This is a genomic window from Borrelia coriaceae (assembly GCF_023035295.1).
GTDB classification, from domain to species: domain Bacteria; phylum Spirochaetota; class Spirochaetia; order Borreliales; family Borreliaceae; genus Borrelia; species Borrelia coriaceae.
In genome coordinates, this window is record NZ_CP075076.1 from 381,203 (window position 1) to 407,445 (window position 26,243).

Sequence of the window (26,243 nt, forward strand, 5' to 3'; positions counted from 1 at the left end):
CCAACTATAAAATAATTCTTAAAATCTTTTTCTTGCCAATCTTAAGTTCAATCTCACCATTGGTAAAATTATCCTTATTAAGGCAATAATCTTGATCCCCTATCCTTACTTTATCTATATAAACCCCACCAGAATTAATAAGTCGTCTTGCCTCTGACTTACTGGATACAACTTTTGACAGAACCATTAGATCAATTAATGAAATGCCTCCTTCTAAATTAGTTAACACTAATTTAAAGAAAGGAATATCTTCTCTATCACCTTTATCTCCCTTAAAAGCTGCTTGAGCTGCTGAGCATGCCTTTAAAGCCGCATTTTCTCCATGCACAATTTTTGTTATCTCAAACGCCAAAGTTTCTTTTGCCTTATTGAACAAATGGCCTTCAACATTTGAAATACACTCGATATCATCATTTTCCAAAAAAGTAAATAAATATAAAAATTTCTTAACATCCAAGTCTGGGACATTTCTAAAATATTGATAAAAATCATAAACACTATAAAGATTTGAATCAAGATAAACTGCCCCCTTTTCTGACTTGCCCATCTTTTTCCCATCACTTCTTGTAATAAGTGGTAAAGTGAGTCCAAATACTTCTACTCCAGACTTTTTCCTAACCAAATCAACGCCTGAGACAATATTCCCCCATTGATCATCGCCTCCAATTTGGAGTTTACAATTCCTAATCCTATTTAACATATAAAAATCATACGATTGCAGAAGCTGATAATTAAACTCAATAAAAGAAAGACCATCTTTCAATCTTCTTTTATAAGTCTCAAACCCAAGCATACGATTAACAGAAAAATAAACCCCAATATCTCTTAAAAACTCAATATAATTAATATTATTAAGCCATTCTGAATTATCGAGAATATAGCCGTGACTGAAATCTATTATTCTAAGCAATTGTGATTTTATTGCCTCAACATTATCTTTTATATCTTCTTCTGATAAAATCTTTCGCATTGCATCCTTACCTGAAGGATCCCCTATTTTTGTAGTCCCACCACCAACCAAAGCAATTGGAATATGACCTTGTCTTTGAAGGTGCGCCATTGCCATAAAAGGAATTAGATGTCCAATGTGCAAAGAAGTAGAAGTAGCATCAACACCAACATAAAATACTATTTTTTCATCATTCATTAATGTACTTAAAGCTTCCAAATTAGTACACTGCTTTAAGAATCCTCTCCTCTCTAAAATCCCTAAGGCAAGATTCATTTATTTGGAACTCCCTTATAATTTAGAATTTCAGTTCTAATATATGAATATAAGTCATCAATAGCAATCCTTATTTGAGACATACTATCCCTATCTCTTAAAGTAACCGTTTTAGTATCAATAGTATCATAATCTATTGTTACACAATAAGGTGTGCCTATTTCATCTTGACGTCTATAACGCTTGCCTATTGTACCATTCTCATCATAAAACATGTAAAAATCATCGCTAAACTGCATAAACACTTTTCTAGCAAGCTCAGGCAGTCCATCTTTCTTTACAAGAGGAAGTATTGCAACCTTATAAGGAGCAAGTTTAGGATGCAAACGTAGTACTACACGCTTACCCCCTTCATCAAGTTCTTCATGAGCATAAGCATCACAAAGGGTCATTAAAACACTTCTTGTAAGTCCAAGAGATGTCTCAATAACATAAGGAATATATTTATTACCGCTTTCTAAGTCATGATATTCAAACAAGTTAGCCTTACCACAAAATTTTGCGTGCTGAGACAAATCATAATTACCTCTATTATGAATACCCTCAATTTCCTGAAAACCAAATGGAAATTTATATTCAATATCAACTGCAGCTTTAGCATAATGAGCAAGCTCATTCCTTGTATGTTCTTTAAACCTAAGATTGTCTGTTTTTATTCCAAGAGTTTCAATAAAAAAATTCATCCTCTTTTGCTGCCAATAATAATACCACTCATCCATCTGATTAGGATGTACAAAAAATTGCATTTCCATCTGTTCAAATTCACAAGTTCTAAATATAAAATTCTTAGCTACTATCTCATTCCTAAATGCCTTACCAACTTGAGCTATTCCAAAAGGAACCTTGAGTCTTGTAGAATCTAAAACATTGCGAAAATTCACAAAAATACCTTGAGCAGTTTCTGGTCTTAAATAAATTTCACTAGAACTATCTTCAACAGCACCAATATCAGTTTTAAACATTAAGTTAAAACTTCTAGGAACTGTAAAAGTACCTATAGAATTACAATTAGAACAACCCTTGGATAGATCAATAGCATCTATTTTAAATCTGTTCTTACAATTTTTACAGTCTACTAGTAAATCTAAAAAACTATCAACATGTCCTGAAGCTTTCCAAATTTCAGATCTCATTAAAATCGAACTATCTAATCCTACTACATTTTCATGTGAGTAAACCATAGTCTTCCACCATTCTTCTTGTATGTTTTTCTTAAGTTCAATACCCAAAGGACCATAATCCCATACACCTGCAAGACCCCCATAAACTTCTGAGGATTGAAATACAAAACCTTTTCTCTTAGCAAGCGAAATAATATCTTCTATTTTTATCATATTAAACATCCTAACAAACTTATTTATAATTCATGTGTCTTTTCAGAAATTGCTGCGCTTGATTTATTCTATCAAAAACCTTAACTTTACCAAGTAATTGCAAAGAATCAAAAAGAGGAGGGGATACCTTACTTCCAAGAACCGCAATTCTAATTGGTAAGAGCACGTCTCCTATTTTTAAATTATTTTCTTTAGCAAAATCATAAAAAATTTTTTCATTCTCAGAAAGTATTCTAGTTTCAAATCCCTCTAATAATGGCTTAATCTTTTCTAAGAGTAAATAAATATCACCTGCCGTTTTTTTCTTACCTAAAAATTCATCTAAATTCCAAGTTTCAATATCTTCATAAAAAAATTTAAGCATAGCAATAGACTCACTAAGTTTTCTAATTCTTGGCTTTATTAAAGGGACTAAAAGCATCAAGTTTTGCTTATCAAAAGAACTAATCTCTTCCTTAATGTAGCCTGCTTTTTGCAAGAATGGAATTAAAAGATCGACTAACTCATCACCCTCTTTTCCCCTAATATAATAGCTATTAAAAAAATCTAATTTATTATAGTCAAAAATAGCAGGAGATTTATTGACTCGCTCAATAGAAAATAATTTTTGAAGCTCATCTTTTGTAAAAAACTCACTCTTATCATCATAAGACCAACCAAGTAAAGTAATGTAATTAATAATAGCTTCCGGAAGATACCCATCATCAATAAATTGTTTTAAAGATGTAGCACCATGTCTCTTACTTAATTTTTGCCCATCACTTCCCATGACCATTGGAAGATGGCAATAAATAGGCGGCTTCCATCCAAAAGCACTATAAAGAAGCACATGCAAAGATCCTGAAGAAACCCATTCCTGAGCTCTTAAGACATGAGAAATTTTCATCAAATGATCATCAACAACATTGGCAAGATGATAAGTTGGTAGTCCATCTGACTTAAGAATCACAGGATCAGGACTAATATCCCTATTTGCCCATGTAACTTTACCAAGTAAGATGTCATCAAAATAAGTCTCTCCCTCAAGGGGGATTTTAAATCTAATAACAGGAGTTATGCCTAAATTTACAGCATCTTGAATTTCATTTTCACTTAAATTCCTACAATGTCTATCATATCCTGGTGCCATCTTATTAACAGTCTGAATTTTTCTGATTCTCTCTAATCTCTCAGATGTACAATAACAATAATAAGCATTTCCCATCTCAACCAATTGTTTAGCATACTTTTGATATATTTCTGTTCTCTTTGACTGAACATAAGGTTCATAAGGACCACCACAAGTAGGTCCCTCATCAAAATCAATGCCAAGCCACTCTAAACTCTGATACAGATCCTCCTCTGCTTCTTTAAAATACCTAGTTTGATCTGTATCCTCTATTCGAAGCAAAAATTTTCCACCACAAGATTTAGCAAAAAAATAGTTAAATAAAGCTGTTCTAATTCCCCCAATATGTTGCAAACCAGTTGGAGAAGGTGCATATCTAACTCTTATATCCACAATTATAACCTCTTTTAATAAAAGATATCTTTTTTTGAAATATCATAAATATAATAGAACACCACAAAAAATAAATTTGAATTCAGTAATCTTGTATGCTTAAAATTCAATCTATCTTTATACCTCAAATATTTATTCCTAATCCCAAGTCTATTTTTTTCAATCAACTGATATTCTAAATTTGATCTTTTTAAAATATAATAAAAGTAAATGGTAAAAATAGGATCCCTTCTTAAAAAGAAGGTTTTTAAAAAGTTTATTTCATTGTTCAATTTCTCATAATCTTCATCAGCAATAATATTAAGTACTACACAATACCTGATCCATTTATTTTTACTTCCTGTATAATTTACAATTAAGCTAGAGGCCTTCTCTTTCTCCCTAAAACTAATACATATAGAATAAAGTTCTACTATTGTTTTATCACTCATCTTAGTGTCTTTTAAATAAAAATAAATCTCATCAAGACTTTTTTTATCTTGCTTAATTAATATTATTTTTAAAAGAAGAGAAATATCAAATACACTCTTAAGTGTTTTGCGCATTACCTTAAGCTTTAAAAAAGTATACGCGTGATCTACACCATTTAATATAAAATACAATCTTGAATATAGAAATTTAGAATAAATAACATTAAAGACAAATACAAATAAAATAAAAGTTAAAATAACATGCAAATTCAATAAAATAAAGTCTACAAAATTCGAAAATCTTAAAATTCCTAATAAATAAACAAAACATAGAAAAGTACAAAAGAAAATGATATTAAAAACAAAAAGTATTCTGTCAACCATTAAAAATCTCTTATAATAAAGTTCCATGTTAAAATTAATGTACACATGTAGTATTATACTAAATAGATAGATAATTAATAAATAATATGCAATATATGCTTATTACTAAGTTTGCAGCTTAAGGGGGAAAATGCAAAATTTTGATAACCTAGCAAAAGATATAAAAAATTTTTCGTACGTAATAGACAAAAATTTTCTAGTATGGCCTCAAAACTCGCTTCTAAAACCTATAAATACCGAACTTATTGAAAAATGGGACTTAAAGAGCGAAATTAAATTACAAAGAGCATTCTTTAACGAATCATTAATAACAGAAACAAGAAAGCTTATTAATGTAGAATATGATGAAGAATCTATTGCCAACTATCACATACTAGTAAGCAATTTAGAAGAAATATATGAAACCTGCAAGAGGAACAAAAAAATTTACTATCAAGACGTTCTTCCAACCGTCAAAAAGGTAATGGAATTTTATAAAAAAAATCAAGACACATTCATCAAATATATGAAAGTACCTAAGCTCTTATCTGACTATCATATTGTTCACTCAATAAACACTGCAATACTAACCGTGGCACTTGGAAAAGAGATGAATTTAAACAATCATAAAATGGTTGAACTCTGCACAATAGCTCTTCTGCATAAAATAGGTTTCCTATTTATCCCTTTACATATAAGTGAAAAAAAAGAAAAATTAAATGATGAAGAATTTGAAATAATAAAAAAATATCCCGTACTTGGACATAAAATACTCTCAAGCACTAATTTTTCACATTCTATTTGTTTAGCAATACTAAATCATAAAGAAAACTTAGATGGTTCAGGATACCCTAACAAACTTAAAAGCATAAAAATAAATATTGAGTCTAATATGATAGGTGCTGCTAGTGCATATAGTGCAATTCTTTTAGATAGAACATATAAAGGGGCATTAAATTCTGGTGCATCTCTTATCGAACTTATACAAGATGCTGACAAAAAATTTGACAAAAGGGTTTTAAAACTAATAATTAAGGTCCTCTCTCAATGTCCTTTAGACTTTATTGTTGAACTCAATGACAACTCAATTGCCAAAATAATAAAAATTAACGATGCTAATATAAACGTCCCATATATAAAATACATAATAAAGGATAATAAAATCATACCCCCTAGCGAAAATCAAAATTATGTCAAATCCATACCTAAGACAGAAACTGGTATAAAAAAAATACTAAGACAAGATGAAATAGAATTTATTTCAAAAAAATATGGGTTAAAGGAAATCTAAAAGGAGCAAAATATGATTTTAATAACATCTGCAATGGATGAAGAATCGGCAGAAATAAATAAAATTATCGAGAACAAAGAAGAAATTATATTAGATGACTATTATGCAGGTGAGAAAAAAGTTTATAAGGGAGAAATTGCAGGGCACAAAGTGCTCTCCTTAACTACTGGCATTGGAAAAGTAAACACCACTATGTGGAATAGCTACATTATATCAAAGTACAAAATTACTCACATAATCAACTCAGGGACTGCTGGTGGGCTTAGAGAATCTGCAAATCTTAAAATAAAAGATATCATCGTATCATCAGAGACAGCATTTCATGACTTTGATTTAACTAAGTTTGGACATAAGATAGGACAAGTACCAGGATTTCCACAAAAATTTAAAGCAGATGAAAATTTATTAAGCAAAGTTGTTAATATTATTAAAGACAAATTTAAAAACACTAATGTTCATATTGGTCTCATACTTACAGGTGATCAATTTATTGGAGATGAAAAACAATTAGAAGAAATTAAAAATAACTTTGTAGACGCTTTGGCTGTAGAAATGGAAGGCGCCGCAATTGCCCAAATAGCATATACATTTAAAATTCCTTTTATTATCACTCGTGCTGTATCTGATTTACCAAATATAAAAGATAATCACATAAACTTCAATAAGTTTCTAAAAGAGGCATCAATGAATGCAGCTCAGATGGTAAAGGAACTAGTTAAATTAATATAACTTACATAAGGTGAAAACATGCTCAATAACAATTTAACAGCAACATCCGAAGCTGTATCTGAAGGACATCCCGATAAAATTGCAGATCAAATTTCTGACGCTATACTTGATGAGATGCTTAAAAGAGACAAAATGGCAAAAGTCGCATGTGAAACTTTAGTTTCACAGAATTTGGTAATCATAGCAGGAGAGATCAACAGTAAAGCAAAAAAAGATATAGACATAAAAGAAATTGCAAAACAAACAATAAAAAACATTGGATACACAAATATAGAATATGGACTTGACTACAAATCTGCTACAATCATCGACGCTATTGGCTCTCAATCAATTGACATTACAAATGCAGTTGAAAAGAAAAATACAAAAGATATAGGAGCTGGGGATCAAGGTATAATCTTTGGTTATGCATGCAATGAGACTGAAAATTTCCTACCTATAGCATACGAATTATCTAACTTAATCTTACAGAAAGCCAGCAAACTTAGAAAATCAGGCCAAATTAAATGGCTACGTCCTGATGCAAAATCCCAAGTTACTATTGAATATGATTCTAATAAAAAGCCTATCAGAATCAGTAATATTGTTGTATCTCATCAACACGATCCTGATATTTCCCAAGAACTCTTAAGACAAACAATTATTGAAAAAATTATAAAACCCACTCTTAAAAATAAATCAATGCTTGATGAGAATATCAAATATTATATTAATCCTTCAGGCAATTTCGTAATAGGGGGTCCTACTGGAGACACAGGTCTTACAGGAAGAAAAATTATCGCTGACAGTTATGGTGGATTTGCAAGACATGGTGGTGGTGCTTATAGCGGTAAAGATGCTACTAAAGTTGATAGATCAGCCGCTTACATGGCAAGATACATTGCTAAAAATATGGTGGCAGCAGAAATTTCTAAAGAATTTGAAATGCAACTTGCTTATGCTATTGGAATCCCCAACCCAGTATCTATTAAAATAACTACAGGCATAAATGACAACGAATATGAAAAAAAAATACTAAATTTTATCATCAATAACTTTGATCTAACTCCCAACGGCATAATTAAAAAATTAAAATTAAGAGAGCCTGTTTACTCTAAGACATGCACATACGGACATTTTGGAAAAAATGAACTAGAATGGGAAAAGCTAGATTTCGTAGATACAATAAAAAAGGAGTTCAAAATATGAATACAATAACGAGTTTTACAATTGATCATACAAAACTAAAACCTGGCGTATATATTTCAAGAAAAGATATGTTTCAAAATTTAACATTCACTACTGTAGACATCAGGATGAAAGCCCCTAACAGAGAACCTGTAATTAACAACGCGGAAATGCACACAATTGAGCATATAGGAGCAACATTGCTAAGAAACAATAAAGTCTGGGGAGACAAAATATTATACTTTGGACCAATGGGCTGCAGAACTGGATTTTACCTAATTCTTTTGGGCAACTATGAAAGTAAAGATCTAGTTGACCTAATATCTTGGCTTTTTCATGAGATTGTAAATTTTCAAGGTAATGTTACAGGAGCAACTGAAAAGGAATGCGGCAATTACCAAGATCACAATCTCAACATGGCAAAACATGAATCTAATCGATATTTAGAAACACTAGCTAACATAAAAGAAGAAAATTTAATATACCCCTAAGAGATCAAAATTAATTTATAAGCCCAAAACACCATATACACAATGTAAAAATTAAAGTTAGATCTACATAACATGAAATTTAAACTTAACAGACATACTAATTAAAATGATGCAATAAATTTTTATAAAACCAAAATCTTCTTTTAAGAATTTTAAATATTTTGACTTATTTTCTCAGATAAATCTAAAAGCTCATCTCCTAAAGGTTCAATATTACTGCCTCTTTTAAAACCAAAATCATCTCCCTTAAATCTTGGCACCACATGAAAGTGCGTATGAAAAATAACTTGTCCTGCATCAGCTCCAATTGCACTATAAATATTAACTCCACTACAAATATTTGAACCTAACTTCTTTAAAGAAATAGCTACTTTTTTACAAACCTTCAATATTCGCCCATTAAGTTCATCGCTCATATCCAAAACATCACTACTATGTTGCCTTGGAATAACAAGAGTATGTCCAACATTTAAAGGATTAATATCAAGAAAAGCAAGCACCAACTCATCATCATAAACCTTATAACAAGATATTTCATTTCTTACTATTTTGCAGAAAATACAATCACTCAAAATTTCCTCCAATCTAATTCTATTTTAATCCTACTAGAAACAAAGCACACTTAAAAATAATTGGTTAAAACTAATTTTGCTATATTAAAATAAGCAATTAGGGTAACAACATCGGCAATAGTAGTGATTAAAGGCCCAGCCATTAAAGCTGGATCTATTTTCATAAACTTAGCTAAAATAGGCAAAAGACCCCCTAATATTTTTGCGACCATCAAACCTATCATTAAACATGCAGACACAACAAAAGCTATTTTAAATCTCTCATCATGCGCAGGAATTACAAAAAATACAACTCTTATAAAGTTAATACTAGCGAGAATCGAACCAACTAAAATACTAACACTTACTTCCTTAAGTAACACTTTAAAAAAATCACTTACTTTAAGAGTCCCAAGAGCAAGTTCACGAATTATCAAGGCAGATGCCTGAGAACCAGCATTGCCCGAAGTATCCATTAAAAGTGGAATAAAACTAGTTAAAATCACCAAAGACAAAACTAAATTCTGATAATTAGTAATTATGGTGGCAGTTAAAGTAGAAGATATCATAAGTATCAAAAGCCAAACTATCCTATTTTTTGTCATGTCAAAAATAGAAGTATCAAGATAAGACTTACCTAAAGGAGTAACAGCCGCCATTATCTGGAAATCTTCGGTATTTAAACTTTGGATAACTTCAAGAATATCATCGATAATAATAACCCCTATCATTCGACCTTCATTATCAACAACAGGAACACTTGAGATATCATGATTCTGAAAAAGAAGAGCAACATCCTCCTTCCCATCACTAACCTTTACAATATAAAATCCGCTATCCTTCATTATTTCAGAAATAATAACATTATCACTCGATAACATCAAATCCTCAATCTTAACAACACCCTTTAAACGTTTCTCTTCATCTGTAATATAGTAGGTATAAATGTCTTCCTTTGTCTTTGCAACCTTTCTAATATAATCAAGAGCCTCCCCAACACGAAAATAATCTTTAAGTTCGATATATTCTATTGTCACAATTGAACCAGCAGAATCATCGCTATAAGATAAGAATTTATTAATAATTTCTCTATTCTCTTCAGTAGAACTTGCTAAAAATCTCTGTACAACATTTGCTGGGACTTCTTCTAAGAGATCAATAACATCATCAAGATTTAATTCATCTATCATCTCTCTTATTTCTTTATTTGTAAAAGAATTAGCCAACTTATTTTTTGTGCCTTGATCAAAATTAGAAAAAGCTTCAACAGCAACCTTCTTGGGAAGAAATCTATAAAGCAAAATCAAATCAGAACCACTCAGTTTTTTTAAAGCTTCACTAATATCAAAAGCATCGTATTTTAAAAGCTCTTCCTTTATATCAGAATATTTTTTCTCTTCAAGCAAGGTTCTTAAAAATGCAACATCTATCATATCAATATCTCCAAGAGTTTTAATTTTAAATAAATGTTTTATAGCCAAACTATTAATTAAAGCTTATCTAAAAGCATTGAACATCTACCTGAAGGTATAGGTAAAGTTTTTTCCTTCTTATTAAGTATATTTATTGTAAAATAGTAAAGTTTTTCTGACTCCATTTTGATCTCCCAGCCCCTTTTTCCCTTATTGCATATAATTGTAGTTTGATTTTTCTTAAGTGATAAACTCTCTATTCCCATAACTTCAAGAGCAGGAATATTCCAATAGACCGTTTTATCAGGCAAACTAATTGTAAGCCCAATAATATTTTCTATCATAAGGCTAATACTAAAAAGCGCAAGGTAACAAATAATATCCTTTTCTGGAAGAATTTTTCTCTCAGCATCCAAATATGCAGGTCCCTCTTTCATAGGCTTATAAGCCTCCCAAACATGCCCCTTAACTTTACTATCTGGCAAGAGAGTATCTAATATATAATACAAATGCCTTATAGTAAATTCCCTTGCAATATTTGCACGTCTACAATATTCAAGTCCTTTAATAACAAAAAAATTCATATAAGTATAAACAGAACCATAATACCCATTTCCATCTGAATTAAAGCTAGGATCATTAACTGCAAGGGTAGGAAAAGGATTTGGGGTTCCAAAATGTTCATGACTTTTCAAATAAAAAATCATCCTATCTATTCTATCCTCACTTGGAATTTCAGAGAGAAGTGGCAAAAATCCTACTATTGTCTTACGCCTAACAATCTTTTCGTTAATATCAAGATCATAATAAAAACCATCTTTTTCATCCCACATTAATGAATTAATTTTAGCTTTAAGAGAAAAAAATCTTTTCTTATATTCAAGAGATAAACTTTTATCATTCAATATGTCTGCCAATTTTGCAATACAATATGCACTATGTACTTGGAATGAATTAAAATCTATAGGATAATAAGCATCCTTCCTAGGAGAATTTTTATAAAAAATTTTATTCATATCAATTGAATAAAGTCCATTTTCTTTTAAAAAATTTTTTTCTATCCACTTATAATACTTATCAATAACTGGCAAAACATCACAAATACGCCTTTTATTGCCTGTTTTATGATATAGATTATATTCAACCCAAGCAAAAATTGGAAAACTAATACCATCATCATTGCCCTCTATGTGAACAATATTATTATTTTGGTCATAACGAGCCCTAATTGCACCAGATGCCTCTTGAAGTTCATAAAATTTATCAATAGTAGATGTGGGAGAATATTCACCATTACTATACACAAGAAAAAAGCTTGAAAGACAAGCTTGAAGTTGATCTATAAACTCAAGATTTTCAGAATAATAGTTTTTATCCTTCTTACCTTTCTCTAAAGATTGAGGAAAAACAATTTTATCTCTAATCCAAGAAAGACTCTTATTATAAATATCAATAAAATCCTGATCGTAATAGTAAATTTTGGGAAACACATTCTTATTCAACGCTCGAACCTCTGAAAAACAAATATCAATCGACTGCTATTTATTATACATTATTATAATAACAAAACGAGACTGAAAACCAAAAATTTTAATATTAAACACAATGTTACAGTTAAGCAATATCTAAAAAATAAGTGAATTAAAACTATAAATTGCAAAAACAAATTAACAAATTCAAAACATAAAAAAGCCTAGACATCAATGCCCAAGCCTAACTAACATGAACAAAAACATGTAAATATATTTATTTAATAACTACTTAAAATTCAAATTAACGAATCGTACTAAGGAATTTATTATAAGAGCTCCAATTATTTGGAACAACAATCTTTCCATTAATTATCTTTTCAGAAATATCATCTAATTCCTTTTCAAGCGCGAAAGAAATTTTCTTAGGATTTTTAACAAAACCTAAAAATCCCTCTCTTAATCCATAATTCAAGACCTCACCTCCTTCAAAAGTATTCGCTTTTAAGTAATCAGAAATCACAATATTCAAAATTTGTCCAATATCTTTGATTGAAGATGTAATCACATTATCAGGTGCAAGGTATGACTGATCCTGATCAACTCCAATAACATAATACTTATCCCCAAGATTTCGGGCAGCCTCGATAACCCCAACCCCAGATAAACCTGCAACATGATAAATAATATCTACTCCATCTAAATACATCTCATTTGCCATACTCTCTCCAGCATCAGTATTAACAAAACTGCCAATATATTTATTATCAATATTAATATCACTGTTTGCATACATAGCACCAGCTTCATATCCATACCTAAACGTATTAATAATGACATCATCGACTCCCCCTAAAAACCCAATTTTCCCAGTCTTAGATATTTTAGCTGCAATATATCCTACTAAAAATGCTCCTTCTTCGGATCTAAAAGTTATGGCTGACAAATTCTCAGGAATGACCAAATCACTATCATAAACAGGATCAACAATTACATATTTGATCCCTGGATTTTCTAAAGCAACAGTAATAGCAGAATCACTAAGCTTATATCCAATCAAACAGATAAGATTTGACCCATTATCCTTTAATAACTTAAGATCAGATAAATAAGAATTTGCATTAGACTCTTTCATACTTATTTCTAATCCGAATTCTTTCTCTATTTTTTTAACAGCTTTCCAAGCACCCTCATTAAAAGACTCATCATCAAAAACTCCATCAACTAAAACAGATATTTTGGCAAGACCACCATTAACATTAGAATCAGAACATGAATAACAAAAAACACATAAAATCAAAAATAAACTTTTCACATACATCCCCCTTTAAACCAATCTAATTAAAGAGTTTATAATTTTGCTTTAAATAAATCAAATTCATAATCAGTAGACGGTATAACTAGTTTCCCATTTACTATCTCAGCTTGAATCTTTGTAAGGTCATCAAATAAATCTTTACCAATAATATTAGGATCTTTAATAAAATCTATAATTCCTTCCTTCATTCCTTTTTCAATAATCCTACCGGCATTAAAATCGTGACTTTTTATAACATTTGATGAAAACTCGTATATTGCCCTTCCAACATCCTTAATCACAGAAGCAATAACATAACCTGGTGCAAGGTGTGACTGATCTTTATTTACCCCAATGACGTAATGCCCAGGTCCAAGCTCTCTTGCAGCATGAAATATGCCAAGCGAAGCAGGACCCATTACAGGGAAAATAATATCAACACCATTTTCAATATACATATACTTGGCAACAGCCTTACCAGTAGCTCCATCATTATGGTTTAAAACTCTCTTTAAAATTACTCTTGTCTTAGGATTTGCATAAAAAGCACCTGCTCTAAAACCAACTAAAAATCTCTCAACATACTCAACATAAATACTAGTAACAAATCCAATCCTATTACTTTTACTTATCTTAGAGGCAAGATAACCAGCTAAAAACGCCCCTTCTTCTGACCTAAAAACAATAGATATCAAATTTTTAGGCAATATAGCCTTCTCATGACCAAAATCATCTATAATGCCATATAAAATATCTGGATTCTCATAAGCAAATCTTATAGCAGGATCTGAAAAATAAGCACTAATAAACCAAATAAAATTGGAACCATACTTCTGTAATGCAAAAACATCTTGTGCTAATACTTCATCAGATGTCATCAATCTTTTACCTTCAACAGAATAAGCTGTTAAAACCTTTGGAATAAGTTTAACTTCAAACTCATTACTTATATTAAGTGCACCCTCAAAGGCATTTTGGAGATAGCCATTATCATCAAAACTACTTGGAAACAGCATTCCCATAACAAATTGATTATTAATAACAGTCGAAGATTTTTTTGCAGAAAAACAAGACATAAAAAATAAAGAAAATAAAAGCATAAAACATAAATTTTTTGACACAATCAATCCTCTCCTAAAAACAAATTTAAAATTTTCCAATTTTAAAATCAAAAATATAAACAAACTATCAATAAAAATAACACTAAATTATAATTATTAAAATTTACCTTGTAGTAAAGGGTAAACTAAAAAATATTAATGGAATTATCTATATAAACAGAAGGGTATTAATTCAACAGACTATAAATATCTAAAAACCTATTATATTCGTCAAGATTTCTTGGAACGGTAATAACGCCACCCCTTATTTTATCTTCTATATCTTCAAGCTCAACTCTAATGTCATCCTTTATTTTAGAGTCATGCTTAATAATGCTTACAGAACCATCTTTAATTCCTAACTTTAATACTTTCCCACCATCAAAAGAATTTGTCTTTAAATAATGCTTCGTTATCTCATAAATAGAATTCCCAACACTATTAATAACTGAGGTTAAAACATTATCAGGTGCAAGATATGACTGATCTTGATCAACTCCAATAATATAATGTCCCGCCCCAAGCTCTTTTGCAACCTCAATAGCACCAAGACATGCCAGCCCCGCTGCTACAAATATGACATCGCTACCATCTTTGTACATCCTCAAAGCAACAGTCCTAGCTAAAGATAAATCAGAAAATGTGCCGACATACTGAGAATTCAATTCAATATCTTTATTTGCATATTTAGCACCAGCTTCATACCCATATCTGAATGCATCAAAGACAATACCTTCTATACCACCTAAAAATCCAATCTTACCGGTCTTAGATGTCTTAGCTGCTAAATATCCAGCTAGAAATGCAGCCTCTTCAACTTTAAATGAGATACCAAGCAAATTATCAGGAAAATTTACATGATCTTTATAAGCAATATCAATAGCCCCATAATTAATATCCTTATTAAGTGTAGCGGCTTGCTCAATAGCCTCTTGAAGGCTAAAACCAATTCCCCAAACAATGCTAGAACCCTTATCCTTAAGAGCTTCTAAATCACTAGCATAAGCAACACTTGTTGATAATTTTTCAACAATTTCAACTTCAAAATCTTCTTCTAACATTTTAGTACCATTAGAAGCATCATTACCAAATGTCCCATCAAATATTAGAGAAATTATGGGTCTTTGCAAAGATTTAGAAGTCAATGACTTTTTATCACACCCTAAAAAAGCTAACACAACACAAATAAATACTATGAACCTATTGTTCATATAAAACCCCTCTAATAGTCCTTATATTAGCTCTTACCTGATAGGTTAACAACAAAATCATTATAAGACTTTTCATCTTTAGGAACTTTAATTTCATTACCGATTATTTTGTTTTTAATTTCTGAAATAAAATCATAACCCTTGATTAAATCTAAATTTATTGATCTATTAAAAATCAAATCAAGCGCTCCATCTTTAAGTCCAAATTCTAAATTATGCGCATTCCACTTGCCAAGGCTTAAATAAGATCTGGTCAAATCCAACATAACTAGATCAACCCTCTTAATATACGATAAAAGCATGTTATCAGGCGCAAGATACGACTGATCCTGATCAACCCCAATAATATAATATCCAGCCCCAAGCTCTTTTGCAATCTCAATAGCACCAAGACCTGAAAGACCTGCTGCTGCAAATATAATATCAACCCCAGAAGCATACATCTTACTTGCCATTAAATACCCAAGTGATAAATCAGAAAATGTCCCGACATACTGAGAATTCAATTCAATATCTTTATTTGCATATTTAGCACCAGCTTCATATCCATATCTAAATGCATCAAAGACAATACCTTCCATACCACCTAAAAATCCAATCTTACCGGTCTTAGATGTCTTAGCTGCTAAATATCCAACTAAAAACGCCCCTTCTTCAGATCTAAAATTTACATTCACTAAATTTTTGGGTAACTCAACACTTTCTGCGTAAGCACCTTCAATAATGCCATAATGTACATTAGGATTTTCAAGGGCTTTTTGCAAAAATGTATCTGTAAACTTAAAACCAACTCCCCAAATTAAACCAGAACCACCTTCTTCCAATCCCCCAATATCTGCTAAATAATCAGCAACCTTGGATTCTTTCTGAATCACATTAACTTTTAACTCTTCTTTAATTTGAGTCATTGCCTTGGAAGAAAGCTCATTAAAACCTCTATCATCAAAAGTCCCATCAACAATTACAGAAACAGTACCAGATAATGAAGCTTTATCTTGTGGCCCTGAACACCCTAGAATAAAAAAAAACAAAACAACTTTTCTTAACATAAATATTACCCCTTATCAATTATATCTAAGACCAACTAACACTACAACACATAAATATCAAAAGCTGTTTTATCTTTACCACCTGTAATGTGTAAAAGCCCTATTTGCCTCTGCCATTCTGTGAGTATCCTCTTTCTTTTTAAAAGCAGCACCTGTTGAATTGTAAGAATTAACAAGTTCATTTGCCAACTTATCTTGCATGGACTTTCCACTAGCTTTTCTGGCAGCTGCAATAACCCACTTCATCGCCAAAGCTTCTCGCCTTTCTTCTCTAACTTCAACTGGAACTTGATAAGTAGCACCACCAACCCGTCTACTTCTAACCTCTACTAATGGTTTCACATTATCTAATGCCTTATTAAAAGCAGCAACCTTATCAACTTCCTCAATTTTTTCTGCAAGCATATCAATTGAATTATAAACTATAGATTCACTGATAGATTTTTTTCCATCATACATCAACCTATTCACAAATTTAGCAATAACTTGAGAATCATATTTAAAATCTTTAAAGACCTTTTTCTTAATTTTTCTACTCTTTCTTGACATATAATTTATACCTCTTAAGTTTTTGGCTTCTTAGTTCCATACTTAGAACGACCCTGCTTCCGATTATTAACACCAAGAGTATCTTTAGCACCTCTGATTATGTGGTACCTAACACCTGGCAAGTCTTTAACACGTCCACCTCTAATTAGAACAACAGAGTGTTCTTGTAGATTATGACCAATGCCTGGAATATAAGCTGTCACTTCAAAGCCATTTGAAAGCCTAACACGAGCTACCTTCCTTAAAGCTGAATTAGGTTTCTTAGGTGTAACCGTCATTACACGAGTACAAATTCCTCTCCTTTGAGGACAATTTTGAAGCGCAGGAGATGCTGTCTTTTCTCTTTGACTCTTTCTTGGCTTCCTAATTAGTTGATTAATTGTAGGCATCTATGCTCTCCTTTTCCTAATTTTACCAATAAATGGTAACAAATATATGTTTTATTTTCAAGTTACACTTCAGAACTTGTATTTTCCCTCACCTTAACTCTTTTATATAAACTCATACCTGTTCCTGTAGGAATTAAATGTCCAATAACAACATTCTCTTTAAGACCTTTAAGATCATTAATACTACCTGCAATTGAAGCATCTGTTAAAACTTTAGTTGTTTCTTGGAAAGAAGCGGCTGAAATAAATGAATCGATATTAAGGGATGCCTTTGTTATACCAATAAGAATTGGACTAGCTACTGCAGGCTCACCACCTTGTTCAATTACCCTTCTATTTTGCTCATAAAAAGCATGTTTGTCTACCTTTTGATTATAAACAAAATTAGTATCACCTACAGACACAATCTTAACTTTTTTCATCATCTGTTTAATGATTACACCAATATGTTTGTCATTAATACTTACACCTTGCTTTCGATAAACATCTTGAATTTCCGCCAACAAAAACTCCTGCAAACTAATTCCACCAAGAATTTCAAGAACATCATGGGGATTAATTCTTCCATCACAAAGCATATCTCCAGCTTTAACAACATCTCCATCTCTAACTAGAAGATGTTTTCCAGCAGGAATATAATGTTTATGTTCAACCCCATACTCATCTAAAACATTAATAAGTCTTTTTCCTTTCTGAATTGCTCTAAACTGAACAATGCCACTTACCTTAGCCATTTCGGTTAAATTTTTTGGAATTCTTGTCTCAAATAAATCATTAACCCTAGGAAGACCACCAGTAATATCTTGTGTTTTCTCAGAACCTTTAGAAAGCTTAGCAATAATGTCACCTATGTTAATACCTTGCCCATCTTCAACTTGAAGATAAGCATCTCCAGGAAGAACATAAGAAGAAATCTCAATTCCTCTGTCATCAATAATTAAAATCCTAGGATCAAGAGACTCAAAAACCTGATCTGTAATTCTTTTTTCAATATTTCCCGTTTCAAGATTTATCTCCTCTTTAAGAGTTGTTCCTAAAATAATATCTTTAAATCTAACTTTCCCCTTAACCTCAGCAATAATTGGCTCTGCAAATGGATCAAATGTTCCAATTACACGTCCAGCCTCAACATAATCACCAACATTTATTTCAAGTTTCGTACCAGTCTTTAAAGATATTTCCTGCTCTTCAGAGACAATCATTAATTTATCATCTTTAATTCTAACATAACCAATATGAGATGATAATACATCAATACCGTCCTTACCCGTAAATAAAGGCATTCCTTTAATTACTTTCTGAGAATCTAATACCTTAAGATCTTTAACTTCCTTAATATCTTCCTCATAAATAACATTGATTACTCTTAAAGTGCCCTTTCTTGTAAAAAGCAAGCCACCAGCAACTTCTACATTAAATCCCTCTAAGCCATTAAGAATGAAAGGATTTTTACTTGTAATCTTATCATCTTCACTACCAGCTTGTGCAACACCCCCAATATGAAAAGTTCTCATGGTAAGCTGTGTTCCTGGCTGACCTATTGACTGAGCAGCTATTATTCCAACAGCCTCTCCAATATTAACAGGCTTATTATTTGAGAAATCCCTACCATAACATTTTTGACAAACACCATGCTCAGCTTCACAAGTCAAAACAGATCTAATAACAAGATTGTCAATACCAACAGTTTCCAATAACTTTATCTTGTCTTCTGTAATCTCTTCATTTACATCTAAAATAATCTCACCTGTAATAGGACTTTTTATTCTCTCAATTGAATAACTACCAACCGCTTTTTCTCTTAAAGGCTCAACTATTTCTTCACCATTTTTTAAAGCTCCAACTTTTATGCCATTAATAGTCCCACAATCTTCTATTCGAACAACAACATCTTGAGCAATATCTACTAATCTTCGTGTTAAATACCCAGCATCTGCAGTCTTAAGAGCTGTATCTGCAAGTCCTTTCCTTGCGCCATTTGTAGAAATGAAAAACTCTATAACAGAAAGACCTTCTTTAAAATTAGAAATAATCGGAAGCTCAATAATATCGCCAGAGGTCTTAGCCATTAATCCTCTCATCCCTGCAAGCTGTCTTATCTGATTTCTACTTCCACGAGCACCAGAGTCAGCCATCATATAGATTACATTAAATCCATCTTTATCTCTCTTAAGAATTTCCATCATCTTATTGGTAAGTTCTTCATTTGTTTTTGACCAAACAGAAATAACGTTATTATATCTCTCTTCTCCAGTAATAACGCCTTTGGTATAATCATTCTGAATTTTTGCAATCTCTCTATTAGCTTTATCTACATATACTTTTTTCTCTGCAGGTACAATAATATCACTCATACTTATTGTACATCCAAATTTGGTAGCATATTTAAATCCAAGCTCTTTAATAATATCTAGCATCTCAATTACAACAGAAGAACCATACACAACATAAACCTCAGAAATCAAATTTTGCAACTCATAATCACTAAGAGTTTTATTTACAAATGCAATCTCCCCTGGTAAAGCCTCGTTAAATACAACACAGCCTGCAGTAGTCTCTATATACTCACCATTAACCTTTACATAAATCCGTGCATTATAGTCTAAACTTTTATTATTTATTGCAAGAAGAACATGATTAAAATTGGAAAATTTACGTCCTTCTCCCTCTACATTTTTTCTCTCCATAGTTAAATAATAAAGACCTAATACAATATCTTGAGATGGGAATACAATCGGATGTCCATTTGCAGGATTTAACAAATTATTAGTTGACAACATCAAAGCCCAACTTTCAGCCTGTGCTGCAGGCGTTAAAGGAACATGTACAGCCATCTGATCGCCATCAAAATCAGCATTATATGCATGACAAACAAGAGGATGTAATTTAATTGCCTTTCCTTCAACTAAAACTGGTTCAAAAGCTTGTATTCCCAATCTATGCAGTGTTGGAGCTCGGTTTAAAAGCACAGGATGTTCTTTAATAACATTGTCTAAAATCTGCCAAACCTCATCTACTTCTTGTTCAATTAAACTCTTTGCCCTCTTTATATTAAATACGGATTCACTCTCAATCAATTTTCTAATTACAAACGGTTTAAAAAGCTCAAGCGCCATCTTAGCAGGAATACCACACTGATGCAACTTAAGTTCAGGCCCAACAACAATTACAGAACGTCCTGAATAATCAACTCTCTTACCAAGAAGGTTTTGCCTAAATCTACCTTGCTTACCTTTTAATGCATCAGAGAGAGATTTAAGTGGTCTATTGGATGTACCTTTAACAACTTTTCTCTTATGTGAATTATCAAAAAGAGAATCAACCGACTCTTGTAACATTCTTTTTTCATTTCTAACAATAATTTCAGGTGCATTAAGAAGCAAAAGTTTTCTTAACCTATTATTTCTATTTATTACTCTTCTATAAAGATCATTAAGATCAGAGGTTGCAAATCTGCCACCATCAAGCTGAACCATAGGTCTAATCTCTGGCGGAATAACAGGAAGAACATCCATGATCATCCATTCTGGCTTATTCCCGGAAATTTTAAAATTCTCAATAATTTCAAGACGTCTTAAAAGCTTTTTATCAGTCTTATCATCTTTATCAATCATTTGAAGTCTAAGCTTAGATGACAATTCATCAAGATCAAGATTCTCAAGTAAAGTTTTAATTGCCTCAGCACCCATTGAGGCACTAAAAGACATTCCATATCTCTCTTTTGCTTCAGAGTATTCATCCTCATTTAAAAGTTGCATCTTCTTAAGATCAGTATCACCTGGTTCAATTACGATATATTTCTCATAATAAAGAATAGAGTTTAAATTAGAAGCAGTAATGTCAAGTAAAAGTCCAATTCTGGATGGAATATATTTATAATACCAGATATGAGCAACAGGAGCTGAAAGCTCAATATGCCCCATTCTCTCACGCCTAACTTTAAAATGAGTCACTTCAACATTACAACGATCACAAATAATACCTTTGTACCTTATTGACTTGAATTTTCCACAATAACATTCCCATTCTTTAGTAGTCCCAAAAATTCTCTCACAGAAAAGACCATCCTTCTCAGGCCGCAAAGTTCTATAATTAATAGTTTCAGATTTTTTAACTTCTCCATAAGACCAACTCCTAATCTGATCAGGAGATGCTATCTTTATTCTTATCTTTTCAAAATCTTTTATCTCTTTCATAAAACCCTCAAAACCTAAGTCTTATTAATTAATTCCTCTTCCTTTTCTGTTAAAGGAATTTGATTGCCCTTATCATCATAAATTGATAAATCAAACCCAAGCCCTCTTAGCTCCTGCATCAAAACATTAAAAGATTCAGGAATGCCAGACACATTGGTAGGAATACCTTTAACAATATTTTCATATATTTTAACTCTACCTGACATATCATCTGATTTTACTGTTAAAAGCTCTTGCAAAGTATGAGCAGCTCCATAAGCTTCAAGTGCCCAAACTTCCATCTCTCCAAGCCTTTGACCACCAAACTGCGCCTTTCCTCCAAGAGGTTGTTGCGATACAAGTGAATAAGGACCTGTAGATCTTGCATGCATCTTATCATCAACAAGGTGATGTAACTTAAGCATATATATAATTCCAACCATTACCTCATTTTCGAATGGTTCCCCTGTATATCCATCATATAAAATTGCTTTTGATGTTTCATTAAATCTGGCTTTTTTTAACTTTTCTTGAATGCACTCATTTGTAGCAGATTCAAACACAGGAACATCATAATATTCATTAAGATATTTACCAGCAAGACCGAGCTGAGACTCCATTAATTGTCCAATATTCATACGAGAAGGCACTCCTAAGGGATTTAAACATATATCAAGAGGAGTCCCATCTGCAAGATATGGCATATCTTCAACAGGAAGAATCTTGGCAACTACACCCTTATTTCCATGTCTTCCTGCCATCTTATCACCCTCTTTAAGTCTCCTTTTCTTGGCAACATAAACTTTTAATATTTCATCAACACCAGGTGGAAGATTGCCAACATCATCCTTAGTGATCCTCTGAACATCAATTACGGTCCCTTCAGTACCATGTGGAACTTTGAGTGAATTATTCTTAACATCTTTAGCTTTCTCCCCAAAAATAGATGTCAAAAGCTTAAATTCAGGGCTAATATCCCCTTCTGATTTTGGTGTAACTTTACCGACCAAAATATCACCTGGCTTTACATAAGTTCCTATTCGTACAATTCCATTCTCATCAAGCTTATTTAATATTTTTCCACTAACATTAGGAATGTCTGCTGTAACTTTCTCAGGACCAAGCTTAGTTTCCCTCACCTCAATACTAAATTCTTTAATATGAATTGATGTGTAAAGATCTTCTTTTACAATCCGCTCAGAAATTAATATAGCATCTTCATAATTAAATCCATTCCAAGGAATAAAACCAACCAACAAATTATTTCCAAGTGCCAACTCGCCATACCTAGTAGCAGGACCATCAGCTATGATCTCACCCTTTTGAACTACCAGGCCCTCCCTAACTAAAACTGAATGATTAAAAGAAGTATCCTGATTTGTCCTTTCATATTTAGCAAGTTCATATTCATCTAAATCATTTTCATCAGTAGCATCCTCAGGCTTGATAATCACCTTTTGACTCGTTGCTAATACAACTGTGCCTGCTCTCTTGGCCTTAATTACAACACCAGAATCCTTTGCTACTATTCTTTCCATACCAGTGCCAACAATAGGAGGTTGTGGAAATAATAAAGGAACTGCCTGTCGTTGCATATTTGAACCCATAAGAGCACGGTTTGCATCATTATGTTCAAGAAAAGGTATTAATGCTGACGAAACAGAAATTAACTGTCTAGGTGAAACATCCATAAAATCGATATTTTTAGGAATCATTGTGGTATAATCACCAGAAACCCTAACAGAAATTAAATCATCAATATAGTTATTCGCATCATTAACAGCAGCATTTGCTTGAGCAATACATTTTTTCTCTTCATCAATTGCAGACAAATACTCAATCTCATCAGTAACCTTGCCATCAATCACTTTTCTATAAGGAGTCTCTAAAAAACCATAATCATTGACCTTTGCATAAGTAGCTAAAGACACAATAAGACCAATATTTGGTCCCTCAGGAGTTTCAATAGGACACATCCTACCATAATGAGTATAATGAACATCTCTTACTTCAAAACCTGCACGATCTCTTGATAGTCCTCCAGGACCTAAAGCATTAAGACGCCTTTTATGGGTCAATTCAGCTAAAGGATTAACCTGATCCATAAATTGTGAAAGCTGACTAGTTGCAAAAAATTCTTTAACAGCAGAAACAATAGGCTTAACACTTATCAATTCTTGCGGCTTAAGGTTAAACACCTCTTTATTAGACATTCTATCCTTTGCAATTTTCTCTACCCTTGACATTGCACCTTTATATATATTTGTAAGCAACTCACCAACAGAACGAACTCTTCTATTTCCAAGATGATCAATATCGTCAAGAACATCATGCCCATCATATATTCTTAAAAGATGAGATATCGTATTTACTATATCTGTCATAGTAAGAACTGAGGTCGTCAAATCATCAAGACCAAACTTTTTAGAAAGTTTGTATCGTCCTACATGACCAAGATCATATCTCTTCTCTGAAAAAAATACTGTTCTTAAATCATTCTCAGCATTATCAATGGATATGGGCTCTCCAGGTAAAAGCACACTATAAACCGCAAGCATTACAGATTCCCTTGAAAGCTCTTTAAAGCCATCCTTTAAAGAGAAATAAGCATCTTCTTTTTCGAAACAATTCAAAATAACATCAGAACTGATAAAATATTTCCCAGGAACACTATCATAACCATCAAAATCAATAAGGTCTATCTCCTTTACCCCATTCTGCAAGAAATCTTCAATATCTTGCAAAGTTATCTTGTCACCTGCCCGATAAGTCATATTTTCTTTTATAACAATGTTTACCGCTAAATATTGCCCTGTAATTTCTCTCTTAGTCCCTTCATTTACCTCAATTTTTCTAATCTTATAAAACGTTTCAATTATTTTTTCTCTAGTATCAAGACCCAAAGCTCTTAAGAAAAGAGTAACAAGTATTCTTTTTTTTCTGTCTATCTTAACATAAAGGTAATCTTTCTTTGAATCGATCTCAAATTCTAACCAAGAACCCCGATAAGGAATAATACGAGCATAATATAAGTCTTTTTCCTTGTAAAAAACAACTCCAGGGGATCTGTGAATTTGCGATACAATTACTCTTTCAGCACCATTAACAATAAAAGTTCCTCTATCAGTCATCAAAGGAATAGTCCCCATATAGACATCTTTTTGCCTTATCTCTCCTGTTGTTAGAAACTGCAAATTTAATCTTATCTTTAAAACAGCCTCATAACTCTGCCCCTTCCTTTTGCATTCTTTTTCAGTAAAACTAAGAGAATCATATTCAATATAATATTTTTCATATTCAAGCGAAACTTCACCATTGCTACTTTTCATAGGAAAAGTGTCCCTAAAAACAGATTCAAGGCCTTCATTAAGCAAAGGTTTATTATTTTTTAATCTATCAAGCTGCAAAAATTTTTCATAAGAATTCAATTGTATTTCTATTAGGTTAGGTAAGTCTAAGATTTCTTTGGCTTTTCCTTGTCCTAGATGAACCCTTTTTATCATTAAAAGACTCCTTTTTTAAGACACAATAAACCACATGTCACTAAAACGACATGTGGGATAACAAATTTGACACATTCTTAATGTTTTATTTAATTTCAACTTTTGCACCAACTGCTTCCAGTTTCTTCTTTATATCCTCAGCATCTGCTTTTGAAACACCTTCCTTAACTGCCTTAGGAGCAGCTTCAACTAAAGCTTTAGCCTCTCCAAGTCCAAGCCCAGTAACAGCTCTTACCTCTTTAATAACGTTTATCTTACTATCTCCAAAAGACATAAGCATTACATCAAATTCTGTTTGCTCCTCAGCACCACCAACATCAGCACCAGGTGCAGCAGCAACAGCAACTGCAGCAGCAGTAACTCCAAATTTTTCCTCAATAGCTGTTATAAGCTCAACAACTTCAGATGTTTTAGCTCCCTCAAGCCACGTTAAAATATCTTCTTTACTTAGTGCCATATTAACTTAACTCCTTTCCATATTATTTTCAATAGTGATAGCATGCACTATATTAAGACTAACACTATTTTGATTACACTTTAATATCAGACAAAGCTTTTAGAGTTCTCGCAAGTTTTGAAATTGGGGCTTTAAGCACACTCATAAATAAAGAAATAGCCTCTTTCTTAGTAGGAAGTTTACTATACGCATTAAGCTTAGCCTCATCATAAACTTCTCCTAAAACAAAACCTCCCTTAACTTTTAAAGTGCTAGTTTTAACAAACTCATAAAAAATTTTTGCAATCACATTAGCCTCATCAACAGCAGTAACAACAGCTGTTGGACCTAAAAGATAAGGATCAAGGCCTTCTATTTGCTTGTCTTTTAAAACTCGCTTCATTATACTATTTTTTACAACCCTTAATTCCCCTTGCTCACTTTCAACTCTATTTCTCAACTCAGTAAGCTTTGTTACCGTTAATCCTCTATAATCTAGAAAAAAAATATTATCCTTATCCTCTAAAAATTCTTTAAATGAATTAAACATTTCAACCTTTTTAGGATTTATCTTTGTACGCATAACTTAAC

At 32.0% G+C, this 26,243-nt stretch carries 21 protein-coding genes; 4 read left to right on the forward strand and 17 right to left on the reverse strand.

Annotation, left to right across the window (positions count from 1 at the left end; genetic code table 11):
- Positions 1–4: 4 nt before the first annotated feature.
- The 4 genes from tyrS to bcCo53_RS01830 are packed head-to-tail and all read right to left on the reverse strand — an operon-like array spanning position 5 to position 4,854.
- The gene (tyrS, locus tag bcCo53_RS01815; protein ID WP_025408013.1) at positions 5–1,225 is read right to left on the reverse strand and encodes a tyrosine--tRNA ligase; all 1,221 of its coding nucleotides are present in this window, start codon (positions 1,223–1,225) and stop codon (positions 5–7) included.
- Positions 1,222–2,559 (reverse strand): glycine--tRNA ligase, encoded by a 1,338-nt coding sequence (locus bcCo53_RS01820; RefSeq protein ID WP_025408014.1) that lies wholly within the window; start codon positions 2,557–2,559, stop codon positions 1,222–1,224. Before bcCo53_RS01820 ends, tyrS begins: the two co-directional genes overlap by 4 nt.
- 19 nt (positions 2,560–2,578) lie before the next feature.
- Positions 2,579–4,060, reverse strand: coding sequence for a glutamate--tRNA ligase (gene gltX / locus bcCo53_RS01825; protein WP_025408015.1), 1,482 nt, complete (start codon positions 4,058–4,060; stop codon positions 2,579–2,581).
- Between the two features lie 14 nt (positions 4,061–4,074).
- Entirely contained in the window at positions 4,075–4,854 is a 780-nt protein-coding gene (locus bcCo53_RS01830; protein WP_028328346.1) for a hypothetical protein, read from the reverse strand.
- Between the two features lie 130 nt (positions 4,855–4,984).
- Here bcCo53_RS01830 and bcCo53_RS01835 point away from each other — a divergent pair, with 130 nt between their 5' ends.
- From bcCo53_RS01835 to bcCo53_RS01850, 4 genes are read left to right on the forward strand one after another with little or no spacing between them, the layout of a single operon-like run.
- Positions 4,985–6,124 carry an HD-GYP domain-containing protein gene (locus bcCo53_RS01835; RefSeq protein WP_025408016.1) on the forward strand — a complete coding sequence of 380 codons (1,140 nt, stop codon included), beginning with the start codon at positions 4,985–4,987 and terminating at the stop codon, positions 6,122–6,124.
- Positions 6,125–6,136: 12 nt separating this feature from the next.
- Positions 6,137–6,853: a 5'-methylthioadenosine/adenosylhomocysteine nucleosidase gene (locus tag bcCo53_RS01840; protein ID WP_025408017.1), complete on the forward strand. Its 717-nt coding sequence runs from the start codon at positions 6,137–6,139 to the stop codon at positions 6,851–6,853.
- A gap of 18 nt (positions 6,854–6,871) precedes the next feature.
- Positions 6,872–8,041 carry a methionine adenosyltransferase gene (gene metK / locus bcCo53_RS01845; RefSeq protein ID WP_025408018.1) on the forward strand — a complete coding sequence of 390 codons (1,170 nt, stop codon included), beginning with the start codon at positions 6,872–6,874 and terminating at the stop codon, positions 8,039–8,041.
- On the forward strand, positions 8,038–8,511 hold the full coding sequence (locus bcCo53_RS01850) for an S-ribosylhomocysteine lyase (protein ID WP_025408019.1): 474 nt from the start codon (positions 8,038–8,040) through the stop codon (positions 8,509–8,511). Before metK ends, bcCo53_RS01850 begins: the two co-directional genes overlap by 4 nt.
- A gap of 152 nt (positions 8,512–8,663) precedes the next feature.
- On the opposite strand, the gene bcCo53_RS01855 is transcribed toward bcCo53_RS01850, so the two are convergent.
- The 13 genes from bcCo53_RS01855 to rplJ all read right to left on the reverse strand — a co-directional run bounded on the left by bcCo53_RS01855 (position 8,664) and on the right by rplJ (position 26,235).
- Positions 8,664–9,083 carry an HIT family protein gene (locus tag bcCo53_RS01855; protein ID WP_025408020.1) on the reverse strand — a complete coding sequence of 140 codons (420 nt, stop codon included), beginning with the start codon at positions 9,081–9,083 and terminating at the stop codon, positions 8,664–8,666.
- Between the two features lie 50 nt (positions 9,084–9,133).
- Positions 9,134–10,495 carry a magnesium transporter gene (gene mgtE, locus bcCo53_RS01860; RefSeq protein ID WP_025408021.1) on the reverse strand — a complete coding sequence of 454 codons (1,362 nt, stop codon included), beginning with the start codon at positions 10,493–10,495 and terminating at the stop codon, positions 9,134–9,136.
- 56 nt (positions 10,496–10,551) lie between these two features.
- The gene (locus bcCo53_RS01865; protein ID WP_025408022.1) at positions 10,552–11,976 is read right to left on the reverse strand and encodes an MGH1-like glycoside hydrolase domain-containing protein; all 1,425 of its coding nucleotides are present in this window, start codon (positions 11,974–11,976) and stop codon (positions 10,552–10,554) included.
- A gap of 271 nt (positions 11,977–12,247) precedes the next feature.
- Positions 12,248–13,258, reverse strand: coding sequence for a BMP family ABC transporter substrate-binding protein (locus bcCo53_RS01870; protein WP_025408023.1), 1,011 nt, complete (start codon positions 13,256–13,258; stop codon positions 12,248–12,250).
- A 35-nt stretch (positions 13,259–13,293) separates the two neighbouring features.
- Positions 13,294–14,361 carry a BMP family ABC transporter substrate-binding protein gene (locus tag bcCo53_RS01875; RefSeq protein ID WP_025408024.1) on the reverse strand — a complete coding sequence of 356 codons (1,068 nt, stop codon included), beginning with the start codon at positions 14,359–14,361 and terminating at the stop codon, positions 13,294–13,296.
- Between the two features lie 167 nt (positions 14,362–14,528).
- Positions 14,529–15,551 (reverse strand): BMP family ABC transporter substrate-binding protein, encoded by a 1,023-nt coding sequence (locus tag bcCo53_RS01880; RefSeq protein WP_025408025.1) that lies wholly within the window; start codon positions 15,549–15,551, stop codon positions 14,529–14,531.
- A 26-nt stretch (positions 15,552–15,577) separates the two neighbouring features.
- Positions 15,578–16,600: a BMP family lipoprotein gene (locus bcCo53_RS01885; RefSeq protein WP_028328345.1), complete on the reverse strand. Its 1,023-nt coding sequence runs from the start codon at positions 16,598–16,600 to the stop codon at positions 15,578–15,580.
- Positions 16,601–16,675: 75 nt separating this feature from the next.
- Positions 16,676–17,149 carry a 30S ribosomal protein S7 gene (gene rpsG / locus bcCo53_RS01890; protein ID WP_025408027.1) on the reverse strand — a complete coding sequence of 158 codons (474 nt, stop codon included), beginning with the start codon at positions 17,147–17,149 and terminating at the stop codon, positions 16,676–16,678.
- Positions 17,150–17,163: 14 nt separating this feature from the next.
- A complete protein-coding gene (gene rpsL / locus bcCo53_RS01895) occupies positions 17,164–17,538 on the reverse strand; it encodes a 30S ribosomal protein S12 (RefSeq protein ID WP_025408028.1) in 375 nt (124 codons plus the stop codon).
- Positions 17,539–17,600: 62 nt separating this feature from the next.
- The gene (rpoC, locus tag bcCo53_RS01900) at positions 17,601–21,734 is read right to left on the reverse strand and encodes a DNA-directed RNA polymerase subunit beta' (RefSeq protein ID WP_025408029.1); all 4,134 of its coding nucleotides are present in this window, start codon (positions 21,732–21,734) and stop codon (positions 17,601–17,603) included.
- Positions 21,735–21,748: 14 nt separating this feature from the next.
- Positions 21,749–25,216, reverse strand: coding sequence for a DNA-directed RNA polymerase subunit beta (gene rpoB, locus bcCo53_RS01905; RefSeq protein WP_025408030.1), 3,468 nt, complete (start codon positions 25,214–25,216; stop codon positions 21,749–21,751).
- Between the two features lie 85 nt (positions 25,217–25,301).
- Positions 25,302–25,673, reverse strand: coding sequence for a 50S ribosomal protein L7/L12 (rplL, locus tag bcCo53_RS01910; protein ID WP_025408031.1), 372 nt, complete (start codon positions 25,671–25,673; stop codon positions 25,302–25,304).
- 73 nt (positions 25,674–25,746) lie between these two features.
- Positions 25,747–26,235: a 50S ribosomal protein L10 gene (rplJ, locus tag bcCo53_RS01915; RefSeq protein WP_025408032.1), complete on the reverse strand. Its 489-nt coding sequence runs from the start codon at positions 26,233–26,235 to the stop codon at positions 25,747–25,749.
- Positions 26,236–26,243 lie beyond the last annotated feature (8 nt).

Coding starts and splice junctions, on each gene's coding strand:
- rplL (WP_025408031.1), bottom strand. CDS start 25,673: ATGGCACTAAGTAAAGAAGATATTTTAACGTGGCTTGAGGGAGCTAAA.
- bcCo53_RS01835 (WP_025408016.1), top strand. CDS start 4,985: ATGCAAAATTTTGATAACCTAGCAAAAGATATAAAAAATTTTTCGTAC.
- rpoB (WP_025408030.1), bottom strand. CDS start 25,216: ATGATAAAAAGGGTTCATCTAGGACAAGGAAAAGCCAAAGAAATCTTA.
- rpsG (WP_025408027.1), bottom strand. CDS start 17,149: ATGTCAAGAAAGAGTAGAAAAATTAAGAAAAAGGTCTTTAAAGATTTT.
- bcCo53_RS01885 (WP_028328345.1), bottom strand. CDS start 16,600: ATGTTAAGAAAAGTTGTTTTGTTTTTTTTTATTCTAGGGTGTTCAGGG.
- metK (WP_025408018.1), top strand. CDS start 6,872: ATGCTCAATAACAATTTAACAGCAACATCCGAAGCTGTATCTGAAGGA.
- bcCo53_RS01830 (WP_028328346.1), bottom strand. CDS start 4,854: ATGGTTGACAGAATACTTTTTGTTTTTAATATCATTTTCTTTTGTACT.
- mgtE (WP_025408021.1), bottom strand. CDS start 10,495: ATGATAGATGTTGCATTTTTAAGAACCTTGCTTGAAGAGAAAAAATAT.
- tyrS (WP_025408013.1), bottom strand. CDS start 1,225: ATGAATCTTGCCTTAGGGATTTTAGAGAGGAGAGGATTCTTAAAGCAG.
- rplJ (WP_025408032.1), bottom strand. CDS start 26,235: ATGCGTACAAAGATAAATCCTAAAAAGGTTGAAATGTTTAATTCATTT.
- rpsL (WP_025408028.1), bottom strand. CDS start 17,538: ATGCCTACAATTAATCAACTAATTAGGAAGCCAAGAAAGAGTCAAAGA.
- bcCo53_RS01880 (WP_025408025.1), bottom strand. CDS start 15,551: ATGAACAATAGGTTCATAGTATTTATTTGTGTTGTGTTAGCTTTTTTA.
- bcCo53_RS01840 (WP_025408017.1), top strand. CDS start 6,137: ATGATTTTAATAACATCTGCAATGGATGAAGAATCGGCAGAAATAAAT.
- rpoC (WP_025408029.1), bottom strand. CDS start 21,734: ATGAAAGAGATAAAAGATTTTGAAAAGATAAGAATAAAGATAGCATCT.
- bcCo53_RS01820 (WP_025408014.1), bottom strand. CDS start 2,559: ATGATAAAAATAGAAGATATTATTTCGCTTGCTAAGAGAAAAGGTTTT.
- bcCo53_RS01850 (WP_025408019.1), top strand. CDS start 8,038: ATGAATACAATAACGAGTTTTACAATTGATCATACAAAACTAAAACCT.